We start from the raw sequence: 22,982 nt of genomic DNA, 5'->3' as shown, positions 1-22,982 counted from the left end.
TCAGAGCGGCTTGACTACCCATTTGAGGCCGTCGTCGTCCGGATGCGGCTTGACCTCGAAACCGAGCGACTTCATGAACGACAGCATGGTCTTGTTGCTGGTCAGCACTTCGCCCTCGACCTCCGACAAACGCATGTCGCGCGCGGCGTCAAACAGCGCATTCATCAGCCGGTTGCCCAGCCCCTTGCCCTGCCAGGCGTCGTCGATGACGATGGCGAATTCGCAGCTGTCGTAATCCGGGTTCACCACAAAACGCGCGACCGCGACGATGGCCTCGCCGCCGCCCGACTCGACCGCGGCGACCAGCGCCAGCTCGCGGGCATAATCGATCTGGGTGAAGCGGGCGAGCTGGATCTGCGGCAGCGATTTCAGCGTGCTCATGTAGCGGTTGTAGCGCGTCTCTTCCGACAGGTTGCCGACGAAGGAAATGATCAGCTCGGCGTCTTCGGGGCGGATCGGCCGGATCGTCACCGGCATGCCGGTCTTCAGTTGCGTGACCTGTACCAGATGCGACGGATAAGGATGGATCGCCATGTGCGCATAGCGGCGCGCCTCGGGGTCCACCGGCGCGACAATGATTCGCGCATCGACAGCGATCACGCCGGCCTCGTCGACGACCAGCGGGTTGATGTCGAGATGCTGGATCTGCGGCAGCTCGCACACCATCTCCGACACCCGCAGCAGCACGCCCTTGACCGCATCGAGATCGGCCGCCGGCTGGTTGCGGAAGGTCTCGAGCATTTTCTTCACCCGGGTCCGGCGGATCAGGTTTTCGGCCAGGTATTCGTTCAGCGGCGGCAGAGCCACCGCCACATCGTTGAAGACCTCGACGGCAATGCCGCCGGCGCCGAAGGTGATCACCGGTCCGAACGCGCGGTCGTGCGCGACGCCGACCATCAGCTCCCGGGCGTTCTTCTTGCCGTGCATCGGCTGCACCGTCAGCCCCCGGAGCTTGTCGCCGAGCCGGTCGCGCGCCCGCGCCAGCATCTTGTTCGCCTCGGCTGCCACCTGCACCAGACTGGTCAGCCCCAGCGCCACGCCGTCGACGTCGGTCTTGTGCAGTACGCCTTCGGCATCGATTTTCAGCGCCACCGGCAGACCCATGCCCATCGCGGCGTTGACCGCTTCGTCGGCACTGGCGGCGCGCATCGTCAGCGTTACCGGAATATTGAACGCACGCAGGATGGCCTTGGATTCGATCTCGTCGAGCACGCTGCGGCCACCCGCGAGCACGCCGTCGATGATCATGCGCGCAGTCTCGAGATCGGGCGCGTCCCATTCGCCCAGCGGGCCCGGCGTCTGCAGCAGCAACTGCTGGTTGTACTGCCACGCGGCCAGCGAATAGAACACCTCGATCGCCTGCTCGGGCGCGTGAAAATACGCACACCCCGCCTTGGCGAGCAGCTTGCGGCTGGCTTCGACCTTCTTGCCGCCGATCCATGCGAACAGGATCGGCTTTTCATGCGCCTTGCGCAGCGCCGCAAGCGCCCGCGCCGTTTCCATGTCGTCGGTGCCGGCCTGCGGGGTAAAGATCACCAGTACGCCGTCGATCTGCGGGTCCTCGAGCATGATGCTGGTCGCCGCTTCGAAGCGCGATGCCGGCGCGTTGCCGAGGATGTCGACCGGATTGTCGCGGCTGGTCTGGCCCGGGATGATCGCGTCGAGCCGCGCCACGGTCTCCGGCGACAGCTTGGGCAGCGGCACGTTCAGGTCGCGCGCCCGGTCGACCGCCATCAGCCCGGCGCCGATGCCGTTGGTGAGGATCGCCAGCCGGCGCCCCTTGACCCGCTGGTTGTTGGTCAGCACCCGCGCGGCGGTGAAAATCTGGTTGATCGAGCGCACCCGCAGCACGCCGGCGCGGCGCAGTGCATTGTCGAACACGTCGTCGCGGCCGATCAGCCGTTCCGAGTGGGTCCGCCCCAGCTTGACCTCGTCGTCGTAGCGGCCGACCTTGAGCACCAGCACCGGTTTGGAACGCGCGGCGGCACGCAGCGACGACATCAGCGTGCGCGCGTCATGCACGTCTTCGATGTACAGCAGGATGCTCTTGGTCTTGTTGTCGGCGACGAGATAATCCAGCGTTTCACCGACATCGACGTCGGCGGCTACGCCAAGCGACACCACCGAGGAAAAACCGATGTCGTGCGACTCGGCCCAGTCGAGAATGGCCGAGGTCACCGACGACGACTGCGACACCAGCGCCATGCTGCCGGGCTTGATCTTGCCGATGTAATTGGCCGCGGCAAACTTGCTGGCGCCACGCGCCATGCCGAACACCGTCGGCCCGATCAGCCGGATGCCGTACTGGCGCGCCCGCACCAGAATGCGGTCGAGCAGCTTGCGGGTCTTGGCGTCGGTGCCGACGAAATCACAGCTCATGATCACCACGGCGCGAATGCCGGCCCGGCCGCACTCCTCGATCACGTCCGGCAGTGTTTTCGACGGCGTGGTGATCAGCGCCAGCTCGACCGGCGCACCGATGTCGCGCACGTGCTTGAACGCCGCCACACCCTGCACCTTTGCGTGCCGCAGGTTCACCGGGTAGACCTTGCCGCCGTATCCCGATTCGAGCAGGTTGGCGAGGACGACGGTCCCGACCGAGCCGGCGCGGTCCGACGCGCCGATCACCGCCACCGAGCGCGGATCGAACAGAGGGGTCAGGTAGTGTTTTTTCATGGCCCAAGCCTTTGCCGGTTATGCCGTCATTCTAATGGCAGCGAAGTGGCACGCGCTGCGACGGATCAACTCTGACGCATTCTGCCATTGCCCGATCACGCCGGATGCGGCCGAAATCACCTACCGTTATAATTCTCGGGTTTTCCAAATAACCCGCATCAGGAAGCAGCATGGACATCAGCAAGATCCCGGCCGGCAAGGACCTGCCGAACGACTTCAACGTCATCATCGAAATCCCGGCCAATGCGCCGCCGGTGAAGTACGAATTCGACAAGGAAGCCGGCTGCATCATCGTCGACCGTTTTGTCGGCACCTCGATGTCGTACCCGATGAACTACGGCTTCGTGCCGCATACCCTGTCGCTGGATGGCGATCCGGTCGACGTCCTCGTCCACACCCCGTTCCCGCTGTCGCCGGGCATGGTCATCAAGTGCCGCGCCATCGGCGTGCTGGGCATGGAAGACGAAGCCGGTCAGGACGCCAAGGTCATCGCCGTACCGGTCGAGAAAGTGTGCGCGATGTACGCCCACATCCAGAAGCTGGAAGACCTGCCGGAGCTGCTGCTCGCGCAAGTGAAGCACTACTTCGAGCACTACAAGGATCTGGAGAAGGGCAAGTGGGTCAAGGTCACCGGCTGGGGCGACAAGGCCGCAGCCCAGGCCGAGATCGTCACGAGCTTCGAGCGCGCCCAGAAAGGCTGATTGCATATCCGCCCTGCAGAAAAAGCCGGTCATCGACCGGCTTTTTTTACGTCCGTGTTGTGCCGCTGCATCAGCATGACGCCCCGCCCGGGGACTTCAAACGCCCCGTCACGCGGCCCACTCCCGGCTGCGCCCGCGGACGGATGCCCATCCCCTCTGCCCCGCACCCCGGCCCAGGCCCCGCCATTGCTGGCCGTTCGTGTCCTCGGCCGCAAGCAGCCAGAGCACCATCGCATGACAAGTTGTTTATCAAGAATGTTTCAACACGATCTAATCACACACGAAACAAGATTTACACAGGCATAGAGTCCACTCTGTTGGTTTCAACAACTTTTTACACAAACGACCGCTGCTTTTTACGGCACAAGCGGCGAAAAACCGAACTGCACAGAGAAGGAGTCGATTCATGCAACACCGCAAACCTTACCTCAGCACCCTGTCCGCCCTGCTGCTCGCCGCCGGTCTGGCCACGCCGGCCATGGCCGCCGTCACCATCGGCGGCTCGATGGAAACCGACATCCTGCTCGAAGGCTCGAATGCCGACGGGTTCAGCGACAACGTCCAGCTCGACGTCGAGCCGCGCATCTTCTTTCAGGGTGACGACAAGCTCGACAACGGCTCGAGCGTGATCTGGAAGATCTGGACCGGCGCCGAGAACTACCGCAGCGACGCCGCCCACAACAACGACAACAACTCCGGCAACGGCTCGCGCAGCTGGGGCAACCGTGAAGCCTGGGGCGGCTGGAAGGGCGACTGGGGTAGCGTCCGCCTCGGCAAGATCTATTCGCCGTCCTACCTGGTGCTCGACTGGCCGTACGCTGCCCAGGGCGGCTCGATGCACGTCGAGGAAGTCGGCCTGCTCGGTTTCAACATCGACAACTCGATCGTCTACGATTCGCCGAACCTGAACGGCTTCACCTTCTCGGGCATGTACGCACTGCGTACCCAGCAAAACCAGGGCGACGGCAACGAGTACTTTGCCGATCTCACCGGCGGCTACTCGGGCCACAATGCCAGCATCAACGTCGGCTACCAGCAAGCCAAGGCGCGGCTGCAAAACGGCAGCGTCGGCGACGAGGACAAATTCGCCTTCATCGCCGGCGGCTACACCTTCGGCGACAGCGGCTGGACCGTTCGCGGCGGCTACAAGTGGTGGGATTGCTCGGGTTCGGCCAAGGCCGGCGCGGCAGCGGGCACCGGCGACGGCTTTGCCGACAATGTCGGCGGTTGCAACTACTTCACCGGTCCGGAACAGCAGCAAGCCTGGCTGCAGGGGATGTACACCACCGGCAAGCACAGCTTCTCCGTCGGCTACAACTACTTCTGGGGCGCCAAGGACATCAACGGCAACCGGATCGACGACAGTGACAGCCAGACACTGCTGGCGCGCTACACCTACGCGCTGTCGAAGAACACTTCGGCCTACTTCGATACCCGTTTCAGCACCAACGACACCAATGGCACCATCGGCGCCACCTACGGCACGTCGTACAAGCCGGGCACCGATTCGTACCGGCTGCTGATCGGCACCTGGACGGGTTTCTGAGCCAGCGCCGTTTCGAGGAAATGCACGCAACTTCAAAGCCCGCAGCCCGCACACGCGGGCTTTTTTTTTTGCGCCTTGCACACGCCAAGATCTCCGGCAACCCTGACCATTCAGCCTGCGGTCTCATGATCAACCCATCGTCTTCTCATATGCGGGCTGCTGCGCTATCGGCTCGCGAAAATTTATCCGCATGTCGGCCATCGGGGCCAGCCAGCCCCATCCTGACGGAGGACTGATCCTCCCGCCGAAACACCGGGTCTGCGCCCCCCAGGGAGACGGCCCTCGACTGACGGGTGAACCAGAAAACACACCCGCACCGGCCGCCCCATTTCCTGCAGATGGCATGCCCCGTCAAACCTGATAAAGTATTCTATGTAGTAAATGTAAGCTTTATTGGTTTAGGGGCTATAGCGACGGTAGCGCAGGCAAACTTCCACCTGTACCTGCAAGCGCAGGTCATGGCGAGTTGGCAGCACTATCCAACAGTTACCGAAATATTATTTTATGCACCGTGGTGTATACACCACGTTAGGCCTAAATGAATACGCTGCAGTTACTTCACAAACAGTGGATTCCAAAACTGGAACTGGCAAGTCGCCTCTTTTTAATCGTTGGCTTGTTGCTGTCTTTTATACTTGCATATACTGGTGTTCTTGAGCTACCAATTGGTGCCCTGTGTTCTTTCGGCATGGCCTTCCTTGTCGACACAGTTGCACGTATAAGCCTATTTCATTTTGTGAAATGCCCTCACTGCCACAAAAATCTGGCTAAATTCAAAAATGGTAAAAACATGCCCATCAAACAGGTTTATTCTAGTTTCGAAAAATGTTTACCATGCAGGCATTGCGGTCGCGCCCCCTCCTAGAGGCAGCCCAACTCAAACGTTTAGCGTCATGAGAGCAGGAGGGAGCTGGCATGCTTGAAATTGACTGCCCTTGCCACGGGGGATCGCAGATAATATCTTCTGTATGTGGCCATCTTGTACAAAACCCAGGCATCGCCTTGGGGTTCATCGAAAATAGTGACGATCCGGAAAACAAACAAGGCTGGTGCTATGCATGTGAATTGGTTTATTTGCAGGAAGAGGATAAAACAGAGCGCTTTCGTTCATTTACCCATCATGCAGTAGTTTGCTCCCATTGCTATGACGAAATTAAGCTACGTCATGATTTCGATTCGTCCTTTTTTCAGCCAAGTGGCGCGAATGATGACGCCTAGCACGGCAGTCAACCTGAGCCAGCAAAAGCGGCCCCGCCACTTCAAACGTTAGGCTGCACAAGGAGCGCAAATTGGATGTTGCCGCTGTCAAAGAGCATTGCAGCCGCTTTCCCGGCGCGACTTCAACGTTGTACGGGCCGCCCAGCAACGTGCTCGTCTATTACGCTAGCGGCAAGAAGTTTGCGTACTTCAAGACCAGCGAACCGGAGCAGTGGCGTTTCAGCATTCGCACAACCCCCGAGCGCTTTCTGGAGCTGACTGACGTGCCCGGTATCAAGCCGGCCCGTTACATGGCCAGATTCCACTGGGTCACGATTGTGGATGTCGGCGCCTTTCCCGTTGACTACCTTAAGGAGCTGATTGAATGGTCTTATACCTGGGCGATAACTCGTCCTAGGAAGGCCAATCGCCGTCATGGCTAAGCGGCCTCACAAATCATTCACGCCGAACCCGCTTCACGCCTTGGCCTGACTCGGGCGCTAGCCATCATGAAGATCCTGCGTGCCCTACCTGAAGATGTTCGCTCGATTGCAGAAATTCACTTCGACACGTGGAAAACTGCCTACGCATCCACTCTTCCCGCCGAATACAAATGTCAGGCGCCTTATCCAGCATCACGACAGATGGAGTTCTAATGACTTCTTTTGCACTCATCATCAAGCACAAAACACTCCCGGGAAAACGGGAGGAGGTCCGGAAAGTATGGGAAAAACACATGGCCCCAGCCATTTCGGCCAATCCGGGTCATACCGCATACTTCTATTGTTTTGACAATGCCGACCCGGATTCAATCCACGCCTTTCAGCAATACGCAAGTGCAGAGGCGTCCGCTGCCTTCCTGAAAACGGACAGTTATGCGGCTTATCTGGAAGAAGTGGAGCCGCTGCTGTCTGGCCCGCCGCAAGTGACGGCGCTGACGCCGGTCTGGTCCAAAGAAGCCTGATCATTCGCTCAAGCCGACGCCGCTTTGCGGCATCGGTTTCAGGCCCGAGCCCCAAGCCTCGTCGTTCGCGGCACGACTCAATTCGGGTGCTGTCACTTCATTTTCAAAGCCGGCAACCTTCGAAATGGGCTTCAGGAACGGACCTCGCGCGTGCCGGCGGGGTCCGTACCAGAGGCCTGTTCCGTGCACGCACCATTTCAGCCACCAGGCACTGTTAATGTGCACCCATCAAGACCTCGCCCGCACCAACGCACCATCAAGGGGCGAGTCAGCCCGGCCATCCGCGACAAATACGAACAAATATTCATAATAATCAGACCATTAATCATATCGGCACACCGCTTGCTTTCGGTGCACGTGCACAAGGCGTCTGAAGATCGATGCGCCAATCCAAAACATCCGGGAGCACGCAGTGAGCCAATTTCAAACCAGCACCGACGTGCTGTTCATCCTGCTCGGGGCGATCATGATTCTGGCGATGCACGCCGGCTTCGCCTTCCTCGAGCTCGGCACCGTCCGCAAGAAAAACCAGGTCAACGCACTGGTGAAGATCCTCACCGACTTCGGCGTCTCGGCCATCGCCTATTTTTTCATCGGCTACGGCATCGCGTACGGCACGCACTTCTTCGGTCCGGTGCACGAGATTGCCAGCAACAGCGGCTACGAACTGGTTCGCTTTTTCTTCCTCTTGACCTTCGCCGCGGCGATCCCGGCCATCGTCTCCGGCGGCATTGCCGAGCGCGCCAAGTTCCACCCGCAATCGGCGGCGACCTTTCTGCTGGTCGGCTTCGTCTACCCCTTCTTCGAGGGGATGATGTGGAACAACAACTTCGGCGTGCAGGACTGGTTCAAGACCACCTTTGGCGCGACCTTCCACGACTTCGCCGGCTCGGTCGTCGTCCACGCCGTCGGCGGCTGGATCGCCCTCGCAGCGGTGCTGCTGCTCGGCGCGCGCCGCGGCCGCTACAACAAGGATGGCGGCGTGGCCGCGCACCCGCCGTCGAGCATTCCCTTTCTCGCACTCGGTGCGTGGATCCTCATCGTGGGCTGGTTCGGCTTCAACGTGATGAGCGCGCAAAAGATCGCCGGCATCTCCGGCCTCGTCGCGATGAATTCGCTGATGGCCATGGTCGGCGGCACGCTGACCGCGATGTGGGCCGGCAAGAACGACCCCGGCTTCATCCACAACGGCCCGCTCGCCGGCCTCGTCGCCGTCTGCGCCGGCTCCGACGTGATGCACCCGCTCGGCGCACTGGTCGTCGGCGGTGTCGCCGGTGCCGGCTTCGTCTGGCTGTTCACGGTGGTACAGAACCGCTGGAAGATCGACGACGTGCTCGGCGTCTGGCCGCTGCACGGCATCTGCGGCGCGTGGGGCGGCATCGCAGCGGGCCTCTTCGGTCTGGAAGCGCTCGGCGGCGCCGGCGGCGTCAGCTTCCTCGCCCAGCTGGTCGGCACGCTGATGGGCTGCACGATCGCCTTCGCCGGCGGCTTCGTCGTCTACGGCGTGCTGAAGAAAACCGTCGGCCTGCGGCTGTCGGACGAGGAGGAATTCAACGGCGCCGACCTGTCGATCCACAAGATCACCGCAACGCCGGAGCGCGAATCGAGCTGGTAAGCCGGTCACAAGGGTATGGCCGGCGCGGGCATGCGGGCTGCCCACGACACAGGCGCGGCGCCCGGTGTCCGGCCATCCGGTTCAGCCGCGTCGACCCGACCACCCGCATCGTCATGCGCCGGCCGGGCGCCAACGCGAAATGACTGCGGGACAGGATGATTGCGGCGGTCGCGCCGATGTCCATGAATACGCGACGCGAAGACCGCACGCGACAACCGGCTAGTCGAGCACGGCTTCCGCCTCGATTTCGATCAGCCATTCGGGCAAGGACAGCCCGCTGACGATGATCCACGACGACGGCGGCGGATCGTTCGGGAAGCGCTGCCGCAATGCCGCCACGATCACGTCCTGTTCCTCCCTCGCGGCTTCGCAGATGTAGATCCGCAGCATCACCACCTGTTCCAGCCCGGCGCCCGCGGCGGCCAGCACGCGCTCGATATTGTCGAACGCCGCCTCGGTCTGCTCCCGCAATCCGGGCCCGACGGTTCGCTCGCAGGCGTCAACGCCGACCTGTCCGGACAGCAGCATCCGGCGCTGCCCACTGACAATGGCAGCCTGACTGAAGCCGTATTGCCGCGTGTTGAATACGCTATCTGGATTGAGGACGGTTTTGGTCATGATCGATTCCTGGTCTGTGTGTCGGCGCAGCAGCGATGGAGGACGGCCCCCGGCTGCGCCCCACCGGCAGACCCGGCCGCTGCGCGAGAGTTCACCGGCGCAATCTCGCGCCAAGCCCCTCCGGACCGGAAGCACCTCCCAAAGCGGCAACCCCTTGCGCCACGTCGACGCCCGGCGCCACGCCGCAACCGGCCGATCGATCGGCGCCAATGGGGAAGCGCAGGGAACACCGCCTTGCTGCAGGGCATTCGCCCGCCCGATTGCACCTCGTGAATTCGCAGTACTGCATTCCCATGGCATCCGGGCGGGTGACCCGGCCGATGATGACGCGCAGGCGCTGTATCCACCGGGAAGCCCCCTTTAGGGATGCCGCTGCTCACCGGGCCGCAGTAGGCGGGTCCGGTCAATTTTCACCCGGCAACAATTCACCCGCCTGCTGATAACACCGCACAAGCCCTGAACGCGGTGGCTTGACGCACCGACAGCACGATGACCAACTTGAAGCTGGTTGTCTGACTGCAACTGACCTGATCGCCCGGTCAGTCGCATACTGGTAGGCCTCTCATCCGTCTGAAGAGGTCCGCTCATGATTGCCGTCCGTTTTCCCCGTGCCGCGCTGGCAAGCGTACTCGCAAGCAGCCTGATGCTGCTGCCCCTGCAGGAGGCGGACGCCTGCACCCGGCTGGTCTACTTCGGCGCGCACGGTCAGGTCGTGACCGCCCGCTCGATGGACTGGAAGAGCGACGTGGCCACCAACCTGTGGGTCATGCCGCGCGGGACGCCACGGACCGGCGAGGCCGGGCCGAATTCGCTGCGCTGGACCTCGAAGTACGGCAGCGTCATCGCCACCGGCTACGACGTCTCGACCACCGACGGCCTCAACGAAGCCGGGCTCGTCGCCAATGTGCTGTGGCTGGCCGAATCGCAGTACCCCGAATACGACGGCAAGGGCAAACCGGGCCTGTCGATCGCACTGTGGGCGCAGTACGCGCTCGACAACTTCGCCACCGTGGCCGAAGCCGTCGCCGCGCTGGAGAAGCAGCCCTTCACCATCGTCACCGACAACGTGCCCGGCGAGGAGCGCCTGACCACGCTGCACCTGTCGCTGTCCGATGCCGACGGAGACAGCGCCATCATCGAATACATCGGCGGCAAGCAGGTCATCCACCATGGCCGGCAGTATCAGGTCATGACCAATTCGCCGACGTTCGACCAGCAGCTCGCCCTCAACAGCTACTGGCAGCAGATCGGCGGCACAGTGATGCTGCCCGGTACCAACCGCGCATCGGACCGCTTTGCCCGTGCAGCGTTCTACGTCAACGCGATTCCCAAGGACGACAACCCCAACCGCGCGGTGGCCAGCGTTTTCAGCGTGATCCGCAACGTCTCGGTGCCGTACGGCATCAGCACGCCGGGCGAGCCGAACATCTCGTCCACCCGCTGGCGCACCGTCGTCGATCACCAGCGCAAGCTGTACTTCTTCGAATCGGCGCTGACGCCGAACACTTTCTGGGTCGACCTCAAGCGCCTCGACCTGTCGGCCGGCGCACCGGTACTGAAACTCGACCTCGGCAAGGATCAGGACCACACGTACGCCGGCGATGCAACCGCCCGTTTCAAACCGGCCAAGCCGTTCCGCTTCCTCGGTCTGAGCACCTGAACCGGAAGCGGACCTTGTAACAGCGCCGCACCACACGCTCACGGCCTCGCGCGCACAATCCGGTACCGCAGGGCTGACGGGGGCGACAGGGGCGACGGCGCGCTCGACGCTGGCGGTCCGTTATCCCTTCGCATGGCTGCCTCGGTCGCCGTACGCCACGAAGATCGTGCGCGACAGCGGGTGATCACGCAGGGCATCCGCCCGTCGGCGTATCTGTTCGCCGGACCGACAGCGCCATGACCCAAAATCACCGACGATCCCGAAGCGTTCAACGAACTTGACCAAGGTTCGCGGTCTGTGCGGCCCCGGTGTGCGCGCACCGGCGGCATCACGCGACGTATGGCCACCCGGCAGCCGCTAGATTGGGAAGATGTCCAGTACCCGCCAGCCCTTGCGAGGAGGTCCCATGCCGATCGTCGTCCGCGCCTTTCCGCTGCTCCAGCCCGTCGAAGCGATGAATGCGTTCATCGCCGCGCTCGCCGGTGAACGCAAACAGGAAGCCGAGCAGTTCTTCCGTCATTACGGGGTATCGCACGAATCCTGGCACCTGCAGGAGACCGGGAACGGCCCGTGGGTGATCGCGATCAGCATGGTCGACGATCCGGCAGCGGCGGCAGCGTGCTACGCCAATGCGTCGGAAGAATTCCACTGCTGGTTCAGGGCTCAGGTACAGCAGCTTTCGGGCGTTGATCCGCAACAGGCGCCGCTCGGCCCGCCGACGACATGCGTGTTCAACTGGTTCGATGGCGAACGACTCGGCAGCAATCTTTGCGGTTAGACAAGTCCGGGCAGTCCACTGCTGGCGACCCGGCAACCGGTGCCCGGGCGGGCTGACCGGCTTCACCAAACGAACCGAACGCCCGCCGATCTCAAGGCAATCAGGCCGCACGCCGGTCTGTTGATGCCTTGTTGCGCAAACGCCCAAGGACGCCCATCCGGCCTGCCACCCGTCCGGGATGGGCGGTCGCCGCCCGCGTCTGCCAGCCGCTGACCGGATCTGCCGGAACGGAGGCACTGCCCGCAACGCGGGAAAAGACGCGGCTTCCCAACTCGGGCCCCGCAAGGGGCAGACACCAAAGCAACGCTGCATTTGGTTGACACGGCTTGTCTCCTGCCGGCGGTCATTGACGCACTACAAGCCACTTCAGGTTAATGGCGGGGCACCGTGCTCCGGTGTTGAAAGCAACGAAGGTCAATCTCGCTTCGGGACGGCTTTTCCGATTCCGCTCCGGGTGACGCTGCCAGCAGGCAGACGGAAACGATTGGCCATAAAAACCTGAGTGGAGATGTTTCGAAATGATGCACACCAAGAAGATGGCGTGGGCCGTTCTGCCTGTCGCAATCGCAGCGTCGTACGCATTCGCGGCGTACCCGGTCTGGCAGGAAGGCCAGACCTATACCGCGGGCACTTACGTGTCCTACAGCGGTAACGACTATCAGGCGCTGGTGACCCACACCGCCTATGTCGGCGTCGGTGTCGGCGTCGGCGTCGGCTCCGACGCCGAGCGGCACGGCGCCGAAGTTCATCGACAGTCCGTACAAGGACGTCACCGTCAACACCGACTGGAATACCGACGGCATGCGCAGCCGCAATGCCAACGGCACCGTCGTGGACGTCACCAGCGCCATGCCGGCCAACCTGTCGACGCTGACCTGGGCCTTCGTCACCGGCGAATGCGGCTCCTCGTCGCCATCGCCGGTCGGTGAAAACCTCGCCGGCATGCTGCCGGCGACCTTTGCCGCGACCAACATCCCGATGTTCGTCAACGCCGGCAAGAAGTACGTGGTGTCGACCGGCGGTGCAGCCGGCGCGTTCACCTGCGGCAGCGACGCCGGCTTCACCAAGTTCATCAACAACTACTACTCGGCCAACATGATCGGGATCGACTTCGACATCGAAGCCGGTCAGAGCCAGGCGCAGATCATCGAGCTGGTCAAACGGGTGATCGTGGCGCAGAAGACCTACCCGCAGCTGCGCTTCAGCTTCACCCTCGCCACGCTGGCGACCAGCCCGGCCGGGGCCACCGTGGCCACCGACATGGGTGCGAATTCGCCGAATCCGCTCGGCGATACCGGCAAGGTCGTGATGAACGCGATCCAGAGCCAGGGCCTGACCAACTACACGATCAACCTGATGACCATGGACTACGGCAACCCGCCGTCCAACGGGATCTGCGTGGTCAGTGGCGGCCAGTGCCAGATGGGCCAGTCGGCCATCCAGGCGGCAATGGACCTGCACAACTTCTACAAGCTGCCGTACAGCCAGATCGAAGTGACGCCGATGATCGCCGCCAATGACGTCGGCGGTGAAACCTTCACCCTGGCCGATGCGGATGTCGTGTCGGCCTTCGTGAAGCAGAACGGCCTGGCCGGCGTGCACCACTGGTCGTTCGACCGTGACATTGCCGGCACCAACGGCAGCGCCAATCTGGCGTTCACCAACCGCTTCCTGACCAACCTCGGCCAGTAAGCCTGTCCGGCCCGGCGCAAGCCGGGCCGGACTCCCGCGGCATCAACCGGGCTACCCGCGACGGGCCCCGGTTGCGACAAACAAAAAACCCCGTCACGAGACGGGGAAAAGGGAGTCATCGTACGGAGTCGCCTCAAGCAAAGCCCCGCCCCCAAAGGGAGCGGGGCCTCATGCTCGCGGGTCCGGTTTTACTTGCTTACAAACGTGCAGACGTAGATGAATTCACCGCCCGCCCCCTTGTTCAGGTCGCCCGGGATTTTTTCATAGCCATAAGGAGCATTGATGTCGGCATTGTTGCCGCCAATGACGGAGACCTTGTTGATCGCACTGCTGATGTTGTAGTCGTCGGGCTTGTAGCAGAGATACACGTCGTCACCGCCAGCGCCCTTGTTCAGGTCCTGCGGCAGCTTGATGTAGCCGTCCGGCGTCGGCTCGCGGTTGTAGATGATCTTGATCGCCGTCACCGCCTTCCTCGGATTGCCCGCGTCCCACGCCTGCTCGTGATAGCACAGGTAGATGAAATCGCCGCCGGCACCGGTATTGAGGTCGTACGGGATCTTCGAGTAGCCGGCTGGCGGCTCGATGGACGAATTGCCGCCAGAGATCACCACCAGCTGGTCGATATAGTTCGGCTTGAGCTGGTACTTGGCCGACTGCGCAGGCGCCCACACCTGTTCGTAATGCAGTTTCATTGCATTGGCTTGCTCGTCGGTCTCGCACAGGCTCCAGATTTCCAGCATCGGAATCGTCGGGACGAAATCGACGAAATCCGGTGACGTGCCGACGCTGTCGACCCACGCCTGATAGCCTTCCTTGCCGCTGAACACGGCCTGCGCCTTGGTGCCGTCGCCACCCAGGACCTCCTGGTGGGTATTCGAGTACTGGGTGAAGCTGCTGATGGATTCGCCGTACTTGGCCTTGGCTTCCGCGCTCAGCTGGCCGGTCAGTCCTTCGTAGCTGGCTTTGGCCACCACCGAAACCGAGTAATCGCGCTTGACCTTCAGCTTGTTCGTCGACGACGCCAGTACCGCGCGCCCGCCCATCACGATCCCGGTCAGGAAATGGCTGCCCACGGTGTCGAAGTACCTGCTGATTGCCCCCGGGTTCTTCACGTCCAGCTGGTCGAGCTGCGCACGCAGGTACGGCAGCATCAGATCACGCAGCGCTTTCACCGATGGCAGTCGCAACGACCAGAGGTTGATCGACTGCTGGATGCGGGAGAACTCGCTCTCGGCGTTGCGCAGCGAATTCTCTTCGTAGTCGGTGGAAAGCGAGCCGCTGAAGAAGTTGTACCTGCCTTCGATGGCCACGCTGGTTGCAAGGTTTTTCTGGTATTCGGCGATCGTGCTGCCTGTGACGTTGGTGTAGCTTGCACTGTCGTTCTGCTGCACATCGACGATTTCGGGCACGACAAAACCGGGGTTGAACGACACTTTTTTCATTTTCGTGTTCGCCCAGTCGAACAGCTGGACGGTCCCACTGTTCACGGTCGCGTACCCCAGGAACGGGTTGTAGCCAAGCCCGATGGCCTCTACGCCGGGGAGCACCGCTTCGTCCAGACCCGCCTGCAACCGCAGCAGCTGCAGGGAGTGGTTGGCGGAGAAGTTGACGCGGGCCTTCGGCAAGTCGACGTTCTGCATGACGATTTCCTTGAAAGTGAAATTGATGTGCAATCGACTTATGCTTTCTGCATAAGCAAGGAAAAGCTTATGAACAAGAAATAAACTCATGCAATACAATTATTGAAATCTTTCTCGTGATTTATATTCTGATGCGTCGCCAAACGTGCCGCAGGCGTTGTCGTGCAATGGATAGCGGGGTGCCGGACGCATGCCTGGCGCCAGCGCAAACCGACGAACAGCAGGGACTGGCGGTGAAACCCGCGTGCGTACCGGCGTCATCACGGCGTGGCCCCGGTGCCAGCGCCATCCGCGAGTGAACGCAATGCGCCTGCTTGCTGATGTGCTCCGTTATCTCTGGGCCGCGCCCTGTTCGGCTTTGGGCTTGCTGCTGGCGATGCCCGCCCTGCTCCTCGGCGGCAAGGCGCAGATCCGCCACGGGGTGCTGGAAGTGGCCGTACCGGGCACCGAATACATGCGGCGCCGGCTCGGGGCGATCACCTTCGGCCATGTGGTGCTCGGCGGCAGCAAGGCGACACTCGCGCAACTCCGCACGCATGAGCTGGAACACGTGAGACAGTACGAGCGCTGGGGCGTGGTGTTCCTGCTGGCTTATCCGGCGTCCAGCCTGATCCAGCTGTGCCGGGGTCGTCATCCGTACTGGTCCAACCATTTTGAAGTTCAGGCCCGCACGCGCTGCGCGCAACGCCTGGCCGAGCAGGACAAACCGGCACAAGCCGACGACAAGGATCCGCCGCGCGCCTAGCGGGCCCTCTTCCACTCATCCCCTCAGGAGTCGCCCCATGCGCGGCAGTTGCCTTTGCAAGTCCATCGAATACGAAGTGGACCGGCTCGACACCGGAATCGGCCATTGCGCCTGCCATACCTGCCGCAAGGCGCACGCGGCGGCCTTCAACACCACCGCCGGCGTCCTGCACGCGCATTTCCGCTGGCTCAAGGGCGTCGAGCTGCTGAAACACTACGAATCGTCGCCGGGCAAGAAACGCTACTTCTGCGGCCATTGCGGCAGCCATCTGGTCGCACAAAAGGAAAGCAAGGCGCACCTGGTCCTGCGGATCGCCACTCTGGACGACGACCCCGGCCAGCGGCCGTCGCACCGGATCTGGGCCTCCCATGCCGTCCCCTGGCTGGAGTACGAGGCCGATATAAAGAGCCACGCCGAATGGGAACCCGGGCATCGGTAATCCGTATCAACGCCCTGAGTCGATATTGGCTACGATGGGCATCATTGAATGTAATCTTCAATTTCCAATTTGCAAAAGTCAAAACAATAAAAAACACAAACCCTGTCGCACTCAGTTGCCATTACCATGGAAACTGCCCTCGGTGTTTTCGATGCATATCAAGTTTTAATTTCAAAGCGGACTGAATGGCAATGCAGCTAAAAATACATTCGATATGGACAAGTATGTTGGCCATCACCCTAGTCCACGCAGCCGAACCGCTTCCTTCAGAGGGAACAAGTGGCCGACTGGAACCCAAAAGCATTGCCGTTTTTACGTTACCGCTTCAAGCCGGTGAACTGGTGCAGCTCGATCTGGCTGCGCCGGGCTGGGTCATGGATGTGGTTGCCAAAACACCGGACGGTACCCGTCTTGCCGATTATACGACATCGATCTACGGTACGAATTCCTATACCCGCCGGTTCATTGCCCCAGATGCAGGCATGTATGGCGTTTCGGTCCAGAATTGGAGCACGTCCGAAACAACGCCATTTATGCTGAAAATAACCGAGCAAAAGGGCCCGGCCGAGCATCGGGCCCGAATGGTCGACTTCGAAAAATGGCTGAGCAATGCCGCGCAACCACTCACCCGCGAAACGTGGCAACACCTTGCCACTGAACAGCTCGCCACGACACGAATTGTCGGCCTCGGCGAACCCAGCCATGGCGGCACAGAATTCTGGCAGGATCGTCTCGCCTTGACATTGGCGCTTGCAAGAACAGGCCGACTGCATTCAATCGCAATCGAGCTGCCGCATGATGAGCTGTCACCCATGAACGGCTACATCCAAGGTGATGATGTCGGTCGGCGCAAAGCAAGAGCCGCACTGCAGTTCCCACTCTGGCAGGCCGATGGCGTCATGGCGTTTTTCGACGGACTTCGGGAATACAATACGGGCACAAAAAACAAAGTCCGGCTCGTCGGTATCGACCCTCGAACAAGTGGCAACAACGAGCAGTTGCTTCAGTTCATTGCAAAAGTCAGCCCCGCCGATAAAGAGGCATTCGAAAAACTGTTCGACCCGCAATGGGCTTCCATGGCGGTGCGGCTGCTGCAAGGTAAAGGGAACGCAGGAGACGCACAGGCGCTTGATGGGCCGGTCGCTCAGGGTAACGCATTACTGGCAAGCTTCAGCACCAACGAAACCGACTGGATCAAGGCAACGAGCCCTGTCGAATACGAATACGCCTGGCTCGCGACAAATGCCCGTACCCGCATGCTAGCGGACTACCGCAAGCCATTTCCCGAGTCGTATAGCCTGCGCGACAAGGCAATGGCGGAGGTCGTAACAAGTCTGGAACGCAAGCTTCCCCCTCGGGAAATACTGTTGGTGTTGTGCCATAACGCTCATATCAGCAAATCGGACACGGGCTATCTCGGAAACCGGCTCGGGAATCATCTGTCCGAAAAATACGGCAAACGCTACATTGCTATTGCCGGGTCATTTGGACGGGGCAAGTTCAGCGCAATCGAATATGGGAGCGGCTATCGCGTCAATACCTACCGGACTGCTGCGCCGCCACCAGAAACACTGGAAAGCTATCTTGATCGCTCGCCGCTGCAATCCGGGTATCTCTTGCCGCTATCGGACTTGCCGGAACCAGCCCGCGGATGGTTCAGCCATCCGATGGCGATGCGCAACATTCCCGCTGACAGCAATGCAACCGTGCAAGAGCGGCAGTTTGAAACGGTGCTTCCGTCCCGGGACTTCGACTACCTCGTTTTCCACAAAACCCAGACCCAGACCGACTGACCATCCATGCACACCACCCCGCACTCCCCCCTCTCCCTGAATGGCCAGTGCCTCTGCGGCGCGGTGCGTTACACCGTGGCCGACGAATTCGTCTATGCGCTCAACTGCCACTGCGCCCAATGCCGGCGCGCAACCGGTTCGGCATTCAAAGCGTTTGCCGGCATCGAGCGCGAAAAGCTGAACATCACGCAGGGAGAAGACGAACTGCTGATCTATGGCGAAGCGCTTGCACACGACGTGCGCTGCGGCCGTTGCGGCTCGCTGCTCTATTCGCTGGTACGCGAGGGCGCCTTCGTGCACGTGACGCTCGGCACGCTGGTCGACACGCCGGGCATACGCCCGTCGGCACATCTGTTCGTCGGCTCGAAAGCACCGTGGTTCACGATCACCGACGACCTGCCGCAGCACCACGAATTTGGCTGAAGCTGGCAGTCCGGCACCAAGGCATATCGCGCGATACGTAGCACTTGCACCAGACCGACAGCGGCCCGCCGGCCCGGTGTTCGGCAAGCGGAGCAGCGGGGTTATGATGCCCGCTTGCCCACGCACACCGGAGCCGCCATGTCCCCCTTCGAAATCGGCAGCCACAATCGCGCCGCCTGGAACCGGCAGGCCAGGCAGCAATGCGAGTGGTCGCTTCCCGTCGGCAGCGATGTCATCGCCGCCGCGCAGGCCGGCCAATGGCAGATCCACATCACGCCGCGCCCGCTGCCGGCCGACTGGCTCGGCGATGTCCGCGGTCGGCGCGTGCTGTGCCTTGCCGCGGCCGGCGGCCAGCAGGCGCCGGTGCTGGCCGCCGCGGGGGCCGAGGTCACGGTGTTCGACCTGTCGGACGAACAGCTGGCGCAGGACCGCTTCGTCGCCGAACGCGACGGGCTGCAGCTCACCACCGTGCAGGGCGACATGCGTGACCTGTCGGCGCTGGCCGATGCGTCGTTCGATCTGATCGTCCACCCGATTTCCAACCTGTACGTGCCCGACGTCCGTCCGGTCTGGCGCGAATGCCATCGCGTGCTCGCGCCCGGCGGTGCCCTGCTCGCCAGCTTCTACAACCCGGTGGTGTTTGTCGGTGACCGCGATCCGGCATGGCTGGCACAGGGCGTGGTCAAACCTCGCTACAACCTGCCCTATTCCGACGTCGCCGATCTGGATGCCGAAGCGCTCGACGCCAAGCGGCAGAACGGCGAGGCTCTGGTCTTCGGCCACAGCCTGACCGACCTGATCGCCGGCCAGACCGATGCCGGCCTGGCGATCACCGGTTTCTACGAAGACACCCAGCCGCGACCGCGCTTCCTGCTCGACCAGTACATGCCGACCTTTCTGGCAACGCGCGCCATCCGGCCTGCATGAGAGGCACCGCCGGCAGCGGCGGCATCCAGTACCGGTTGCGGGGAATCGCTCCCGCAGCGTCACCCTCTGCAACGACGGCAACGGCGGTTTCGTCCACGTAATCGCCGGACGCCGGTCGGCGCGCCGTGATTCACGATCACGGGCGCGCTTCTTCGACGTCAGTCCATTGGCCGAGACCGCGCCGCCCGCCCATCGGGCGTAAATATTTCCGCGGCCCGCTTCACCGTGACGGATTACCGGCCAACAGCGGCAATCCGTCGGTTGACTTTCGCCGAACATGTTGCAATTTGCAACAATGTTGCCGGTTTCCCTCAATGCGTCCTCCCCGCTTTGTCACTAGGCTGCGGCCGGCAAAATCGACAAGACAAACGACATTCTGGAGGACGCATGTCCAAGCTCAAACATATGCCGATGTGGCAGAAAATCCTGATCGCGCTGACACTGGGCGTCGGCGCCGGCCTGCTTTTCGGCGACTACGCCAAAATGCTCAAGCCGCTGGGCGACATTTTCATGTCGCTGATCCGCATGACGGTGCAGCCGGTGATTTTCGTCTCGCTGGTGTGCGGCATCCTGTCGCTGCACGACCTCTCGAAAATGGGCCGCATCGCCGCCAAGACCCTGCTGGTCTTCGCACTGACCATGGCCTTCGCCGCAGCGCTCGGCATGGGGCTGGCCACGCTGTTCGGCATCGGCACCGGGCTCAACCACCTGATCGCCGGCGCGCCACCGGTCGCCGGCAAGAGCGTGTCGTTCACCGAGACCATCGTGTCGATCTTCCCGTCCAACGTGTTCTATTCGCTCGCCAATGGCGACGTGTTGCCGGTCATCGTGTTCTCGATCTTCTTCGGGCTGTCGATCAATCTGGCCGGTGAAGCCGGCGAGCCGGTCGCGCGCTTTTTCACCTCGCTCAACGAGGTGGTGTTCAAGCTGATCCTGCTGGTGCTGTCGTTCGCGCCGATCGGCGTGTTCGCGCTGATGGCCTATGTCACCGCCGACAACGGTTTTGCAGTGCTTGGCGAGCTGGCCTCGCTGGTCGGCACCATCTATCTGGCCTGCCTGATCATGCTGTTCGGCGTGTACTCGCTGATCCTGCGCGTCGCCGGCCTGAACCCGCTGCGCTTCATCCGCAAGATGCTGCCGGTGCAGCTGTTCGCGTATTCGACCGGTTCGTCGAGCGCGACGATTCCGCTCAATATCGAAACCGCCGAACACCAGCTCGGCGTGAAGAATTCGATCGCGTCCTTCGTGCTCCCGCTCGGCGCCACGGTGAACATGAACGGACTGTCGACCTACCTCGGCGCCGTCGCCATCTTTGCCGCCAACGCCTACGGCGTGCACCTGAGCATCAGCCAGATGGTGATGGTGATCCTGACGACGACGCTGGCGGCCATCGGCGCGGCCGGCGTGCCGGGCACCGCGCTGATCGTGATGAGCCTGGTGCTGTCGTCGGTCGGCTTGCCGCTGGAGATCATCGCCGTCATCGCCGCGGTCGACCGCATCATCGACATGATGAACACCGCGACCAATGTCTCGGGCGATACGCTGGCAGCGGTCATCGTTGCACGCAGCGAGGGCGACCTCGACCGCAACACCTACAACGCCGAGGCGACCGAGTAAGGCGTCCCCAGCGCGCAAAAAAAAAGCCGCCGGCAAGGCCGGCGGCGTCAATCACGGGTCGTGGGGGGTATCACACCCGTTGCTTCACCATCTGCAACAGCTCGGCTACGTCGGCGGGCCGGGTGTTGCCGCTTTCCTTGTCGATGATCGAGCTGTAGACGTGCGGCATGACCCTCGGCACGCCGGCGTCGAGGCAGACCTGCAGGATCTCGCCGAAGTTGGCGAGGTCGATCCCGCCGGTCGGTTCGATCATTTCCAGCCCGTGGCGCGCGCAGCTTTTCGCCAGCACTTCCAGCTCGGCCAGCGATTTCAGCCCGCCCATCGGGAAGAACTTGGCCGCGTGCGCGCCCTGATCCCGGATCATCAGCACGGCGGTGTCGGTATCGACCAGCGCCGGGACTTCGGCACCGCTGCCGGCAACGCCGGTCGAGACGATCACCTTGCCCGGCGTGCCGGTCGGGCGGATCAGCGCGTTGATGCGGGTATTGGCGACACCGCGCGCCGCCAGCGCACCGGCGGCGAAGCCGGCACCGCTGAAGGTCTGGTTGACGTGGCCCGGCGCGGTTGCCGCGGCGATCATCGCCGCCTTGTAGAACTGGGTCGGATCGCCGGCGCCGAGGCCGACCGACACGCAGACCCGGTCCTGCCACTGCCTTGCGGCGACGACGCCTTCCTCGACCGTGTCGAAACGCGCCGACAGCAGACCGATGGCCGCATGCCCTTCGGCGGCTTCGAACGCGGCGGCGGCGTTGTCGAGGTCGCGCGCCAGCACGTTGATCGCGACGCGATCGTGATAGAACGAAATGGCTTGCTGCATCATGCATTCTCCTTCGCGGTGTTCTCCTGCAAGCACGCGCCGGCCAGCTGCCGCAGCCGCGCGACGATGACGGCAAGGTCGTCGCCCTGCAGCGGTCGCGGGTCGATGCTGAACACGCCGGCGTTGAGGTAGTACTTGCGGGTGTAGATGGCCGGACTGCCGCCGCGCAGCTGCGCTTCGATCGCCGCCGCGTCGACGCCGAGCACGTCGGCATGGACACGGACGCGGGCACGGTAGATCTCGCGGCCGGCTTCGTCCTGCTCCAGTTCGGCCGACAGGCCGCGGATGCCGTTGATCTCGGCAATCGCCGCTTCGAGCGCCGGAATGTCGGCGCGGCCGTCGTGCTTGTGCACCGCGTAGCGGTCCAGCGCCTTGACCAGACCCAGCATGCATTCCTTGCCGATCTTCATCGGCCGGCCGATGCCGTGGTACTGCGCCTTGCACGCGGCGATCAGCGCCTTGCGGCCGGTGATGAAGCCCGAGGTCGGCGCGTCGATCGCCTTGGCGCCGCTGTAGATCACCAGATCGGCGCCGGCGGCGACGTACTTCTTCAGGTCTTCCTCGGCGGCGGCATCGATGATCAGCGGCAGCCCGTGTTCGTGGGCGATGCGGATCATCTCCGCCAGCGGCACCATGCCCTTCTGCACCGCGTGGTGCGACTTCACGTACAGGATGGCCGCAGTGCGCCCGGTAATCGCCGACGCCACATGGAAGGCTTCCGACTCGTTGGCCTGGCCGACTTCGACCGGCACGCCGCCGCCGAGGCGGACCATCGTCGTCACCGGCGCGCCGTAGTTGACGCTGTGGCCCTTGAGCAGGATCACCTCGTTGGCCAGGCCCGAACTGTCGGGCAAGCGCTCGACCAGATTCGGATCGCCCTTCGAGATCACCGCGGCGACCGAGATCGCGATCCCGGCCGATGCGCTCGAGGTGACGCAGCTGTCTTCGGCGCCGGTATGCGTCGAGATCAGCTCGCCGACGCGGTCGATCAGCGTGTCGATCTCGACATAGTTCGATGCGGCCTCGGCGACTTCGTCCATCACCGTCCTGTCGACGGCCGAGACACCGAGGATGGTCATCTTGCCGCAGGCGTTGATCACCCGCTTCAGGCCGATGCGCTCGTAAATGTTCATC

The 22,982-nt window shown here is 62.4% G+C and carries 21 protein-coding genes and 1 pseudogene; 17 read left to right on the top strand and 5 right to left on the bottom strand.

Translation table 11 applies throughout. The features are described 5' to 3' along the window. Positions 1 to 2,676 (bottom strand): bifunctional acetate--CoA ligase family protein/GNAT family N-acetyltransferase, encoded by a 2,676-nt coding sequence (locus JMJ54_RS14015; RefSeq protein WP_203539177.1) that lies wholly within the window; start codon positions 2,674 to 2,676, stop codon positions 1 to 3. 170 nt (positions 2,677 to 2,846) lie between these two features. Between JMJ54_RS14015 and ppa the strand changes: the two genes are divergently transcribed. From ppa to JMJ54_RS13980, 7 genes are all read left to right on the top strand, one after another. Further along, complete coding sequence (gene ppa / locus JMJ54_RS14010) at positions 2,847 to 3,377, top strand: inorganic diphosphatase (RefSeq protein ID WP_070527721.1); 531 nt, start codon at positions 2,847 to 2,849, stop codon at positions 3,375 to 3,377. A 406-nt stretch (positions 3,378 to 3,783) separates the two neighbouring features. Beyond that, complete coding sequence (locus tag JMJ54_RS14005) at positions 3,784 to 4,923, top strand: porin (RefSeq protein WP_203539176.1); 1,140 nt, start codon at positions 3,784 to 3,786, stop codon at positions 4,921 to 4,923. A 538-nt stretch (positions 4,924 to 5,461) separates the two neighbouring features. After that, the gene (locus JMJ54_RS14000; RefSeq protein WP_203539175.1) at positions 5,462 to 5,788 is read left to right on the top strand and encodes a hypothetical protein; all 327 of its coding nucleotides are present in this window, start codon (positions 5,462 to 5,464) and stop codon (positions 5,786 to 5,788) included. A gap of 50 nt (positions 5,789 to 5,838) precedes the next feature. Next, positions 5,839 to 6,141: a hypothetical protein gene (locus tag JMJ54_RS13995; protein ID WP_203539174.1), complete on the top strand. Its 303-nt coding sequence runs from the start codon at positions 5,839 to 5,841 to the stop codon at positions 6,139 to 6,141. A gap of 71 nt (positions 6,142 to 6,212) precedes the next feature. Next, on the top strand, positions 6,213 to 6,563 hold the full coding sequence (locus JMJ54_RS13990; RefSeq protein WP_203539173.1) for an MmcQ/YjbR family DNA-binding protein: 351 nt from the start codon (positions 6,213 to 6,215) through the stop codon (positions 6,561 to 6,563). A 212-nt stretch (positions 6,564 to 6,775) separates the two neighbouring features. Further along, positions 6,776 to 7,084 (top strand): putative quinol monooxygenase, encoded by a 309-nt coding sequence (locus JMJ54_RS13985; protein ID WP_203539172.1) that lies wholly within the window; start codon positions 6,776 to 6,778, stop codon positions 7,082 to 7,084. A 412-nt stretch (positions 7,085 to 7,496) separates the two neighbouring features. Further along, the gene (locus JMJ54_RS13980; protein WP_308438006.1) at positions 7,497 to 8,699 is read left to right on the top strand and encodes an ammonium transporter; all 1,203 of its coding nucleotides are present in this window, start codon (positions 7,497 to 7,499) and stop codon (positions 8,697 to 8,699) included. A 219-nt stretch (positions 8,700 to 8,918) separates the two neighbouring features. Here JMJ54_RS13980 and JMJ54_RS13975 read toward each other — a convergent pair whose 3' ends face one another. Beyond that, a complete protein-coding gene (locus JMJ54_RS13975) occupies positions 8,919 to 9,317 on the bottom strand; it encodes a RidA family protein (protein ID WP_203539171.1) in 399 nt (132 codons plus the stop codon). Between the two features lie 586 nt (positions 9,318 to 9,903). Between JMJ54_RS13975 and JMJ54_RS13970 the strand changes: the two genes are divergently transcribed. The 4 genes and pseudogenes from JMJ54_RS13970 (at position 9,904) to JMJ54_RS13960 (ending at position 13,447) form a co-directional block, all read left to right on the top strand. Then, positions 9,904 to 10,977, top strand: coding sequence for a linear amide C-N hydrolase (locus tag JMJ54_RS13970; RefSeq protein WP_203539170.1), 1,074 nt, complete (start codon positions 9,904 to 9,906; stop codon positions 10,975 to 10,977). Between the two features lie 406 nt (positions 10,978 to 11,383). Next, positions 11,384 to 11,755 carry a hypothetical protein gene (locus JMJ54_RS13965; RefSeq protein ID WP_203539169.1) on the top strand — a complete coding sequence of 124 codons (372 nt, stop codon included), beginning with the start codon at positions 11,384 to 11,386 and terminating at the stop codon, positions 11,753 to 11,755. Positions 11,756 to 12,273: 518 nt separating this feature from the next. Next, positions 12,274 to 12,405 (top strand): annotated as a pseudogene (locus JMJ54_RS19265) (hypothetical protein); the annotation flags it as partial. 34 nt (positions 12,406 to 12,439) lie between these two features. Further along, positions 12,440 to 13,447 (top strand): glycoside hydrolase family 18 protein, encoded by a 1,008-nt coding sequence (locus JMJ54_RS13960; protein WP_203539168.1) that lies wholly within the window; start codon positions 12,440 to 12,442, stop codon positions 13,445 to 13,447. A gap of 188 nt (positions 13,448 to 13,635) precedes the next feature. Here JMJ54_RS13960 and JMJ54_RS13955 read toward each other — a convergent pair whose 3' ends face one another. Continuing rightward, entirely contained in the window at positions 13,636 to 15,087 is a 1,452-nt protein-coding gene (locus tag JMJ54_RS13955; protein WP_203539167.1) for an MAC/perforin domain-containing protein, read from the bottom strand. A gap of 304 nt (positions 15,088 to 15,391) precedes the next feature. Here JMJ54_RS13955 and JMJ54_RS13950 point away from each other — a divergent pair, with 304 nt between their 5' ends. The 6 genes from JMJ54_RS13950 to JMJ54_RS13925 all read left to right on the top strand — a co-directional run bounded on the left by JMJ54_RS13950 (position 15,392) and on the right by JMJ54_RS13925 (position 21,031). Then, positions 15,392 to 15,832 carry a hypothetical protein gene (locus JMJ54_RS13950; RefSeq protein ID WP_203539166.1) on the top strand — a complete coding sequence of 147 codons (441 nt, stop codon included), beginning with the start codon at positions 15,392 to 15,394 and terminating at the stop codon, positions 15,830 to 15,832. Between the two features lie 37 nt (positions 15,833 to 15,869). Further along, a complete protein-coding gene (locus JMJ54_RS13945; RefSeq protein WP_203539165.1) occupies positions 15,870 to 16,271 on the top strand; it encodes a GFA family protein in 402 nt (133 codons plus the stop codon). Positions 16,272 to 16,495: 224 nt separating this feature from the next. Then, a complete protein-coding gene (locus tag JMJ54_RS13940) occupies positions 16,496 to 18,064 on the top strand; it encodes an erythromycin esterase family protein (protein ID WP_203539164.1) in 1,569 nt (522 codons plus the stop codon). Positions 18,065 to 18,070: 6 nt separating this feature from the next. Further along, positions 18,071 to 18,487: a GFA family protein gene (locus tag JMJ54_RS13935; protein ID WP_203539163.1), complete on the top strand. Its 417-nt coding sequence runs from the start codon at positions 18,071 to 18,073 to the stop codon at positions 18,485 to 18,487. 138 nt (positions 18,488 to 18,625) lie between these two features. Then, positions 18,626 to 19,414 carry a class I SAM-dependent methyltransferase gene (locus JMJ54_RS13930; protein ID WP_203539162.1) on the top strand — a complete coding sequence of 263 codons (789 nt, stop codon included), beginning with the start codon at positions 18,626 to 18,628 and terminating at the stop codon, positions 19,412 to 19,414. A 387-nt stretch (positions 19,415 to 19,801) separates the two neighbouring features. Beyond that, the gene (locus JMJ54_RS13925; protein ID WP_203539161.1) at positions 19,802 to 21,031 is read left to right on the top strand and encodes a dicarboxylate/amino acid:cation symporter; all 1,230 of its coding nucleotides are present in this window, start codon (positions 19,802 to 19,804) and stop codon (positions 21,029 to 21,031) included. A gap of 70 nt (positions 21,032 to 21,101) precedes the next feature. On the opposite strand, the gene dagF is transcribed toward JMJ54_RS13925, so the two are convergent. Together dagF and dgaE are read right to left on the bottom strand one after the other, a co-directional pair. Beyond that, positions 21,102 to 21,851, bottom strand: a complete 750-nt coding sequence (gene dagF, locus JMJ54_RS13920) for a 2-dehydro-3-deoxy-phosphogluconate aldolase (protein WP_203539160.1) — start codon at positions 21,849 to 21,851, stop codon at positions 21,102 to 21,104. Next, positions 21,848 to 22,981, bottom strand: a complete 1,134-nt coding sequence (gene dgaE, locus JMJ54_RS13915) for a D-glucosaminate-6-phosphate ammonia lyase (RefSeq protein WP_239000100.1) — start codon at positions 22,979 to 22,981, stop codon at positions 21,848 to 21,850. Before dgaE ends, dagF begins: the two co-directional genes overlap by 4 nt. Position 22,982 lies beyond the last annotated feature (1 nt).

The sequence above is a fragment of the Jeongeupia naejangsanensis genome, assembly GCF_016865585.1.
Lineage (GTDB): Bacteria > Pseudomonadota > Gammaproteobacteria > Burkholderiales > Chitinibacteraceae > Jeongeupia > Jeongeupia naejangsanensis.
The sequence above is the reverse complement of the archived record's forward strand: the minus strand, read 5'-3'. Positions and strand labels throughout refer to the sequence as shown.

Excerpts from the sequence above, each read along its gene's own strand:
- JMJ54_RS13925 (WP_203539161.1), top strand. The coding sequence starts at position 19,802 with ATGTCCAAGCTCAAACATATGCCGATGTGGCAGAAAATCCTGATCGCG.
- JMJ54_RS13950 (WP_203539166.1), top strand. The coding sequence starts at position 15,392 with ATGCGCCTGCTTGCTGATGTGCTCCGTTATCTCTGGGCCGCGCCCTGT.
- dgaE (WP_239000100.1), bottom strand. The coding sequence starts at position 22,981 with ATGAACATTTACGAGCGCATCGGCCTGAAGCGGGTGATCAACGCCTGC.
- JMJ54_RS13965 (WP_203539169.1), top strand. The coding sequence starts at position 11,384 with ATGCCGATCGTCGTCCGCGCCTTTCCGCTGCTCCAGCCCGTCGAAGCG.
- JMJ54_RS13955 (WP_203539167.1), bottom strand. The coding sequence starts at position 15,087 with ATGCAGAACGTCGACTTGCCGAAGGCCCGCGTCAACTTCTCCGCCAAC.
- JMJ54_RS13970 (WP_203539170.1), top strand. The coding sequence starts at position 9,904 with ATGATTGCCGTCCGTTTTCCCCGTGCCGCGCTGGCAAGCGTACTCGCA.
- JMJ54_RS13960 (WP_203539168.1), top strand. The coding sequence starts at position 12,440 with ATGTCGGCGTCGGTGTCGGCGTCGGCGTCGGCTCCGACGCCGAGCGGC.
- JMJ54_RS14005 (WP_203539176.1), top strand. The coding sequence starts at position 3,784 with ATGCAACACCGCAAACCTTACCTCAGCACCCTGTCCGCCCTGCTGCTC.
- JMJ54_RS14000 (WP_203539175.1), top strand. The coding sequence starts at position 5,462 with ATGAATACGCTGCAGTTACTTCACAAACAGTGGATTCCAAAACTGGAA.
- JMJ54_RS13930 (WP_203539162.1), top strand. The coding sequence starts at position 18,626 with ATGTCCCCCTTCGAAATCGGCAGCCACAATCGCGCCGCCTGGAACCGG.
- JMJ54_RS13935 (WP_203539163.1), top strand. The coding sequence starts at position 18,071 with ATGCACACCACCCCGCACTCCCCCCTCTCCCTGAATGGCCAGTGCCTC.
- JMJ54_RS13985 (WP_203539172.1), top strand. The coding sequence starts at position 6,776 with ATGACTTCTTTTGCACTCATCATCAAGCACAAAACACTCCCGGGAAAA.
- JMJ54_RS14015 (WP_203539177.1), bottom strand. The coding sequence starts at position 2,676 with ATGAAAAAACACTACCTGACCCCTCTGTTCGATCCGCGCTCGGTGGCG.
- JMJ54_RS13945 (WP_203539165.1), top strand. The coding sequence starts at position 15,870 with ATGCGCGGCAGTTGCCTTTGCAAGTCCATCGAATACGAAGTGGACCGG.
- dagF (WP_203539160.1), bottom strand. The coding sequence starts at position 21,851 with ATGATGCAGCAAGCCATTTCGTTCTATCACGATCGCGTCGCGATCAAC.
- ppa (WP_070527721.1), top strand. The coding sequence starts at position 2,847 with ATGGACATCAGCAAGATCCCGGCCGGCAAGGACCTGCCGAACGACTTC.
- JMJ54_RS13940 (WP_203539164.1), top strand. The coding sequence starts at position 16,496 with ATGTTGGCCATCACCCTAGTCCACGCAGCCGAACCGCTTCCTTCAGAG.
- JMJ54_RS13995 (WP_203539174.1), top strand. The coding sequence starts at position 5,839 with ATGCTTGAAATTGACTGCCCTTGCCACGGGGGATCGCAGATAATATCT.
- JMJ54_RS13975 (WP_203539171.1), bottom strand. The coding sequence starts at position 9,317 with ATGACCAAAACCGTCCTCAATCCAGATAGCGTATTCAACACGCGGCAA.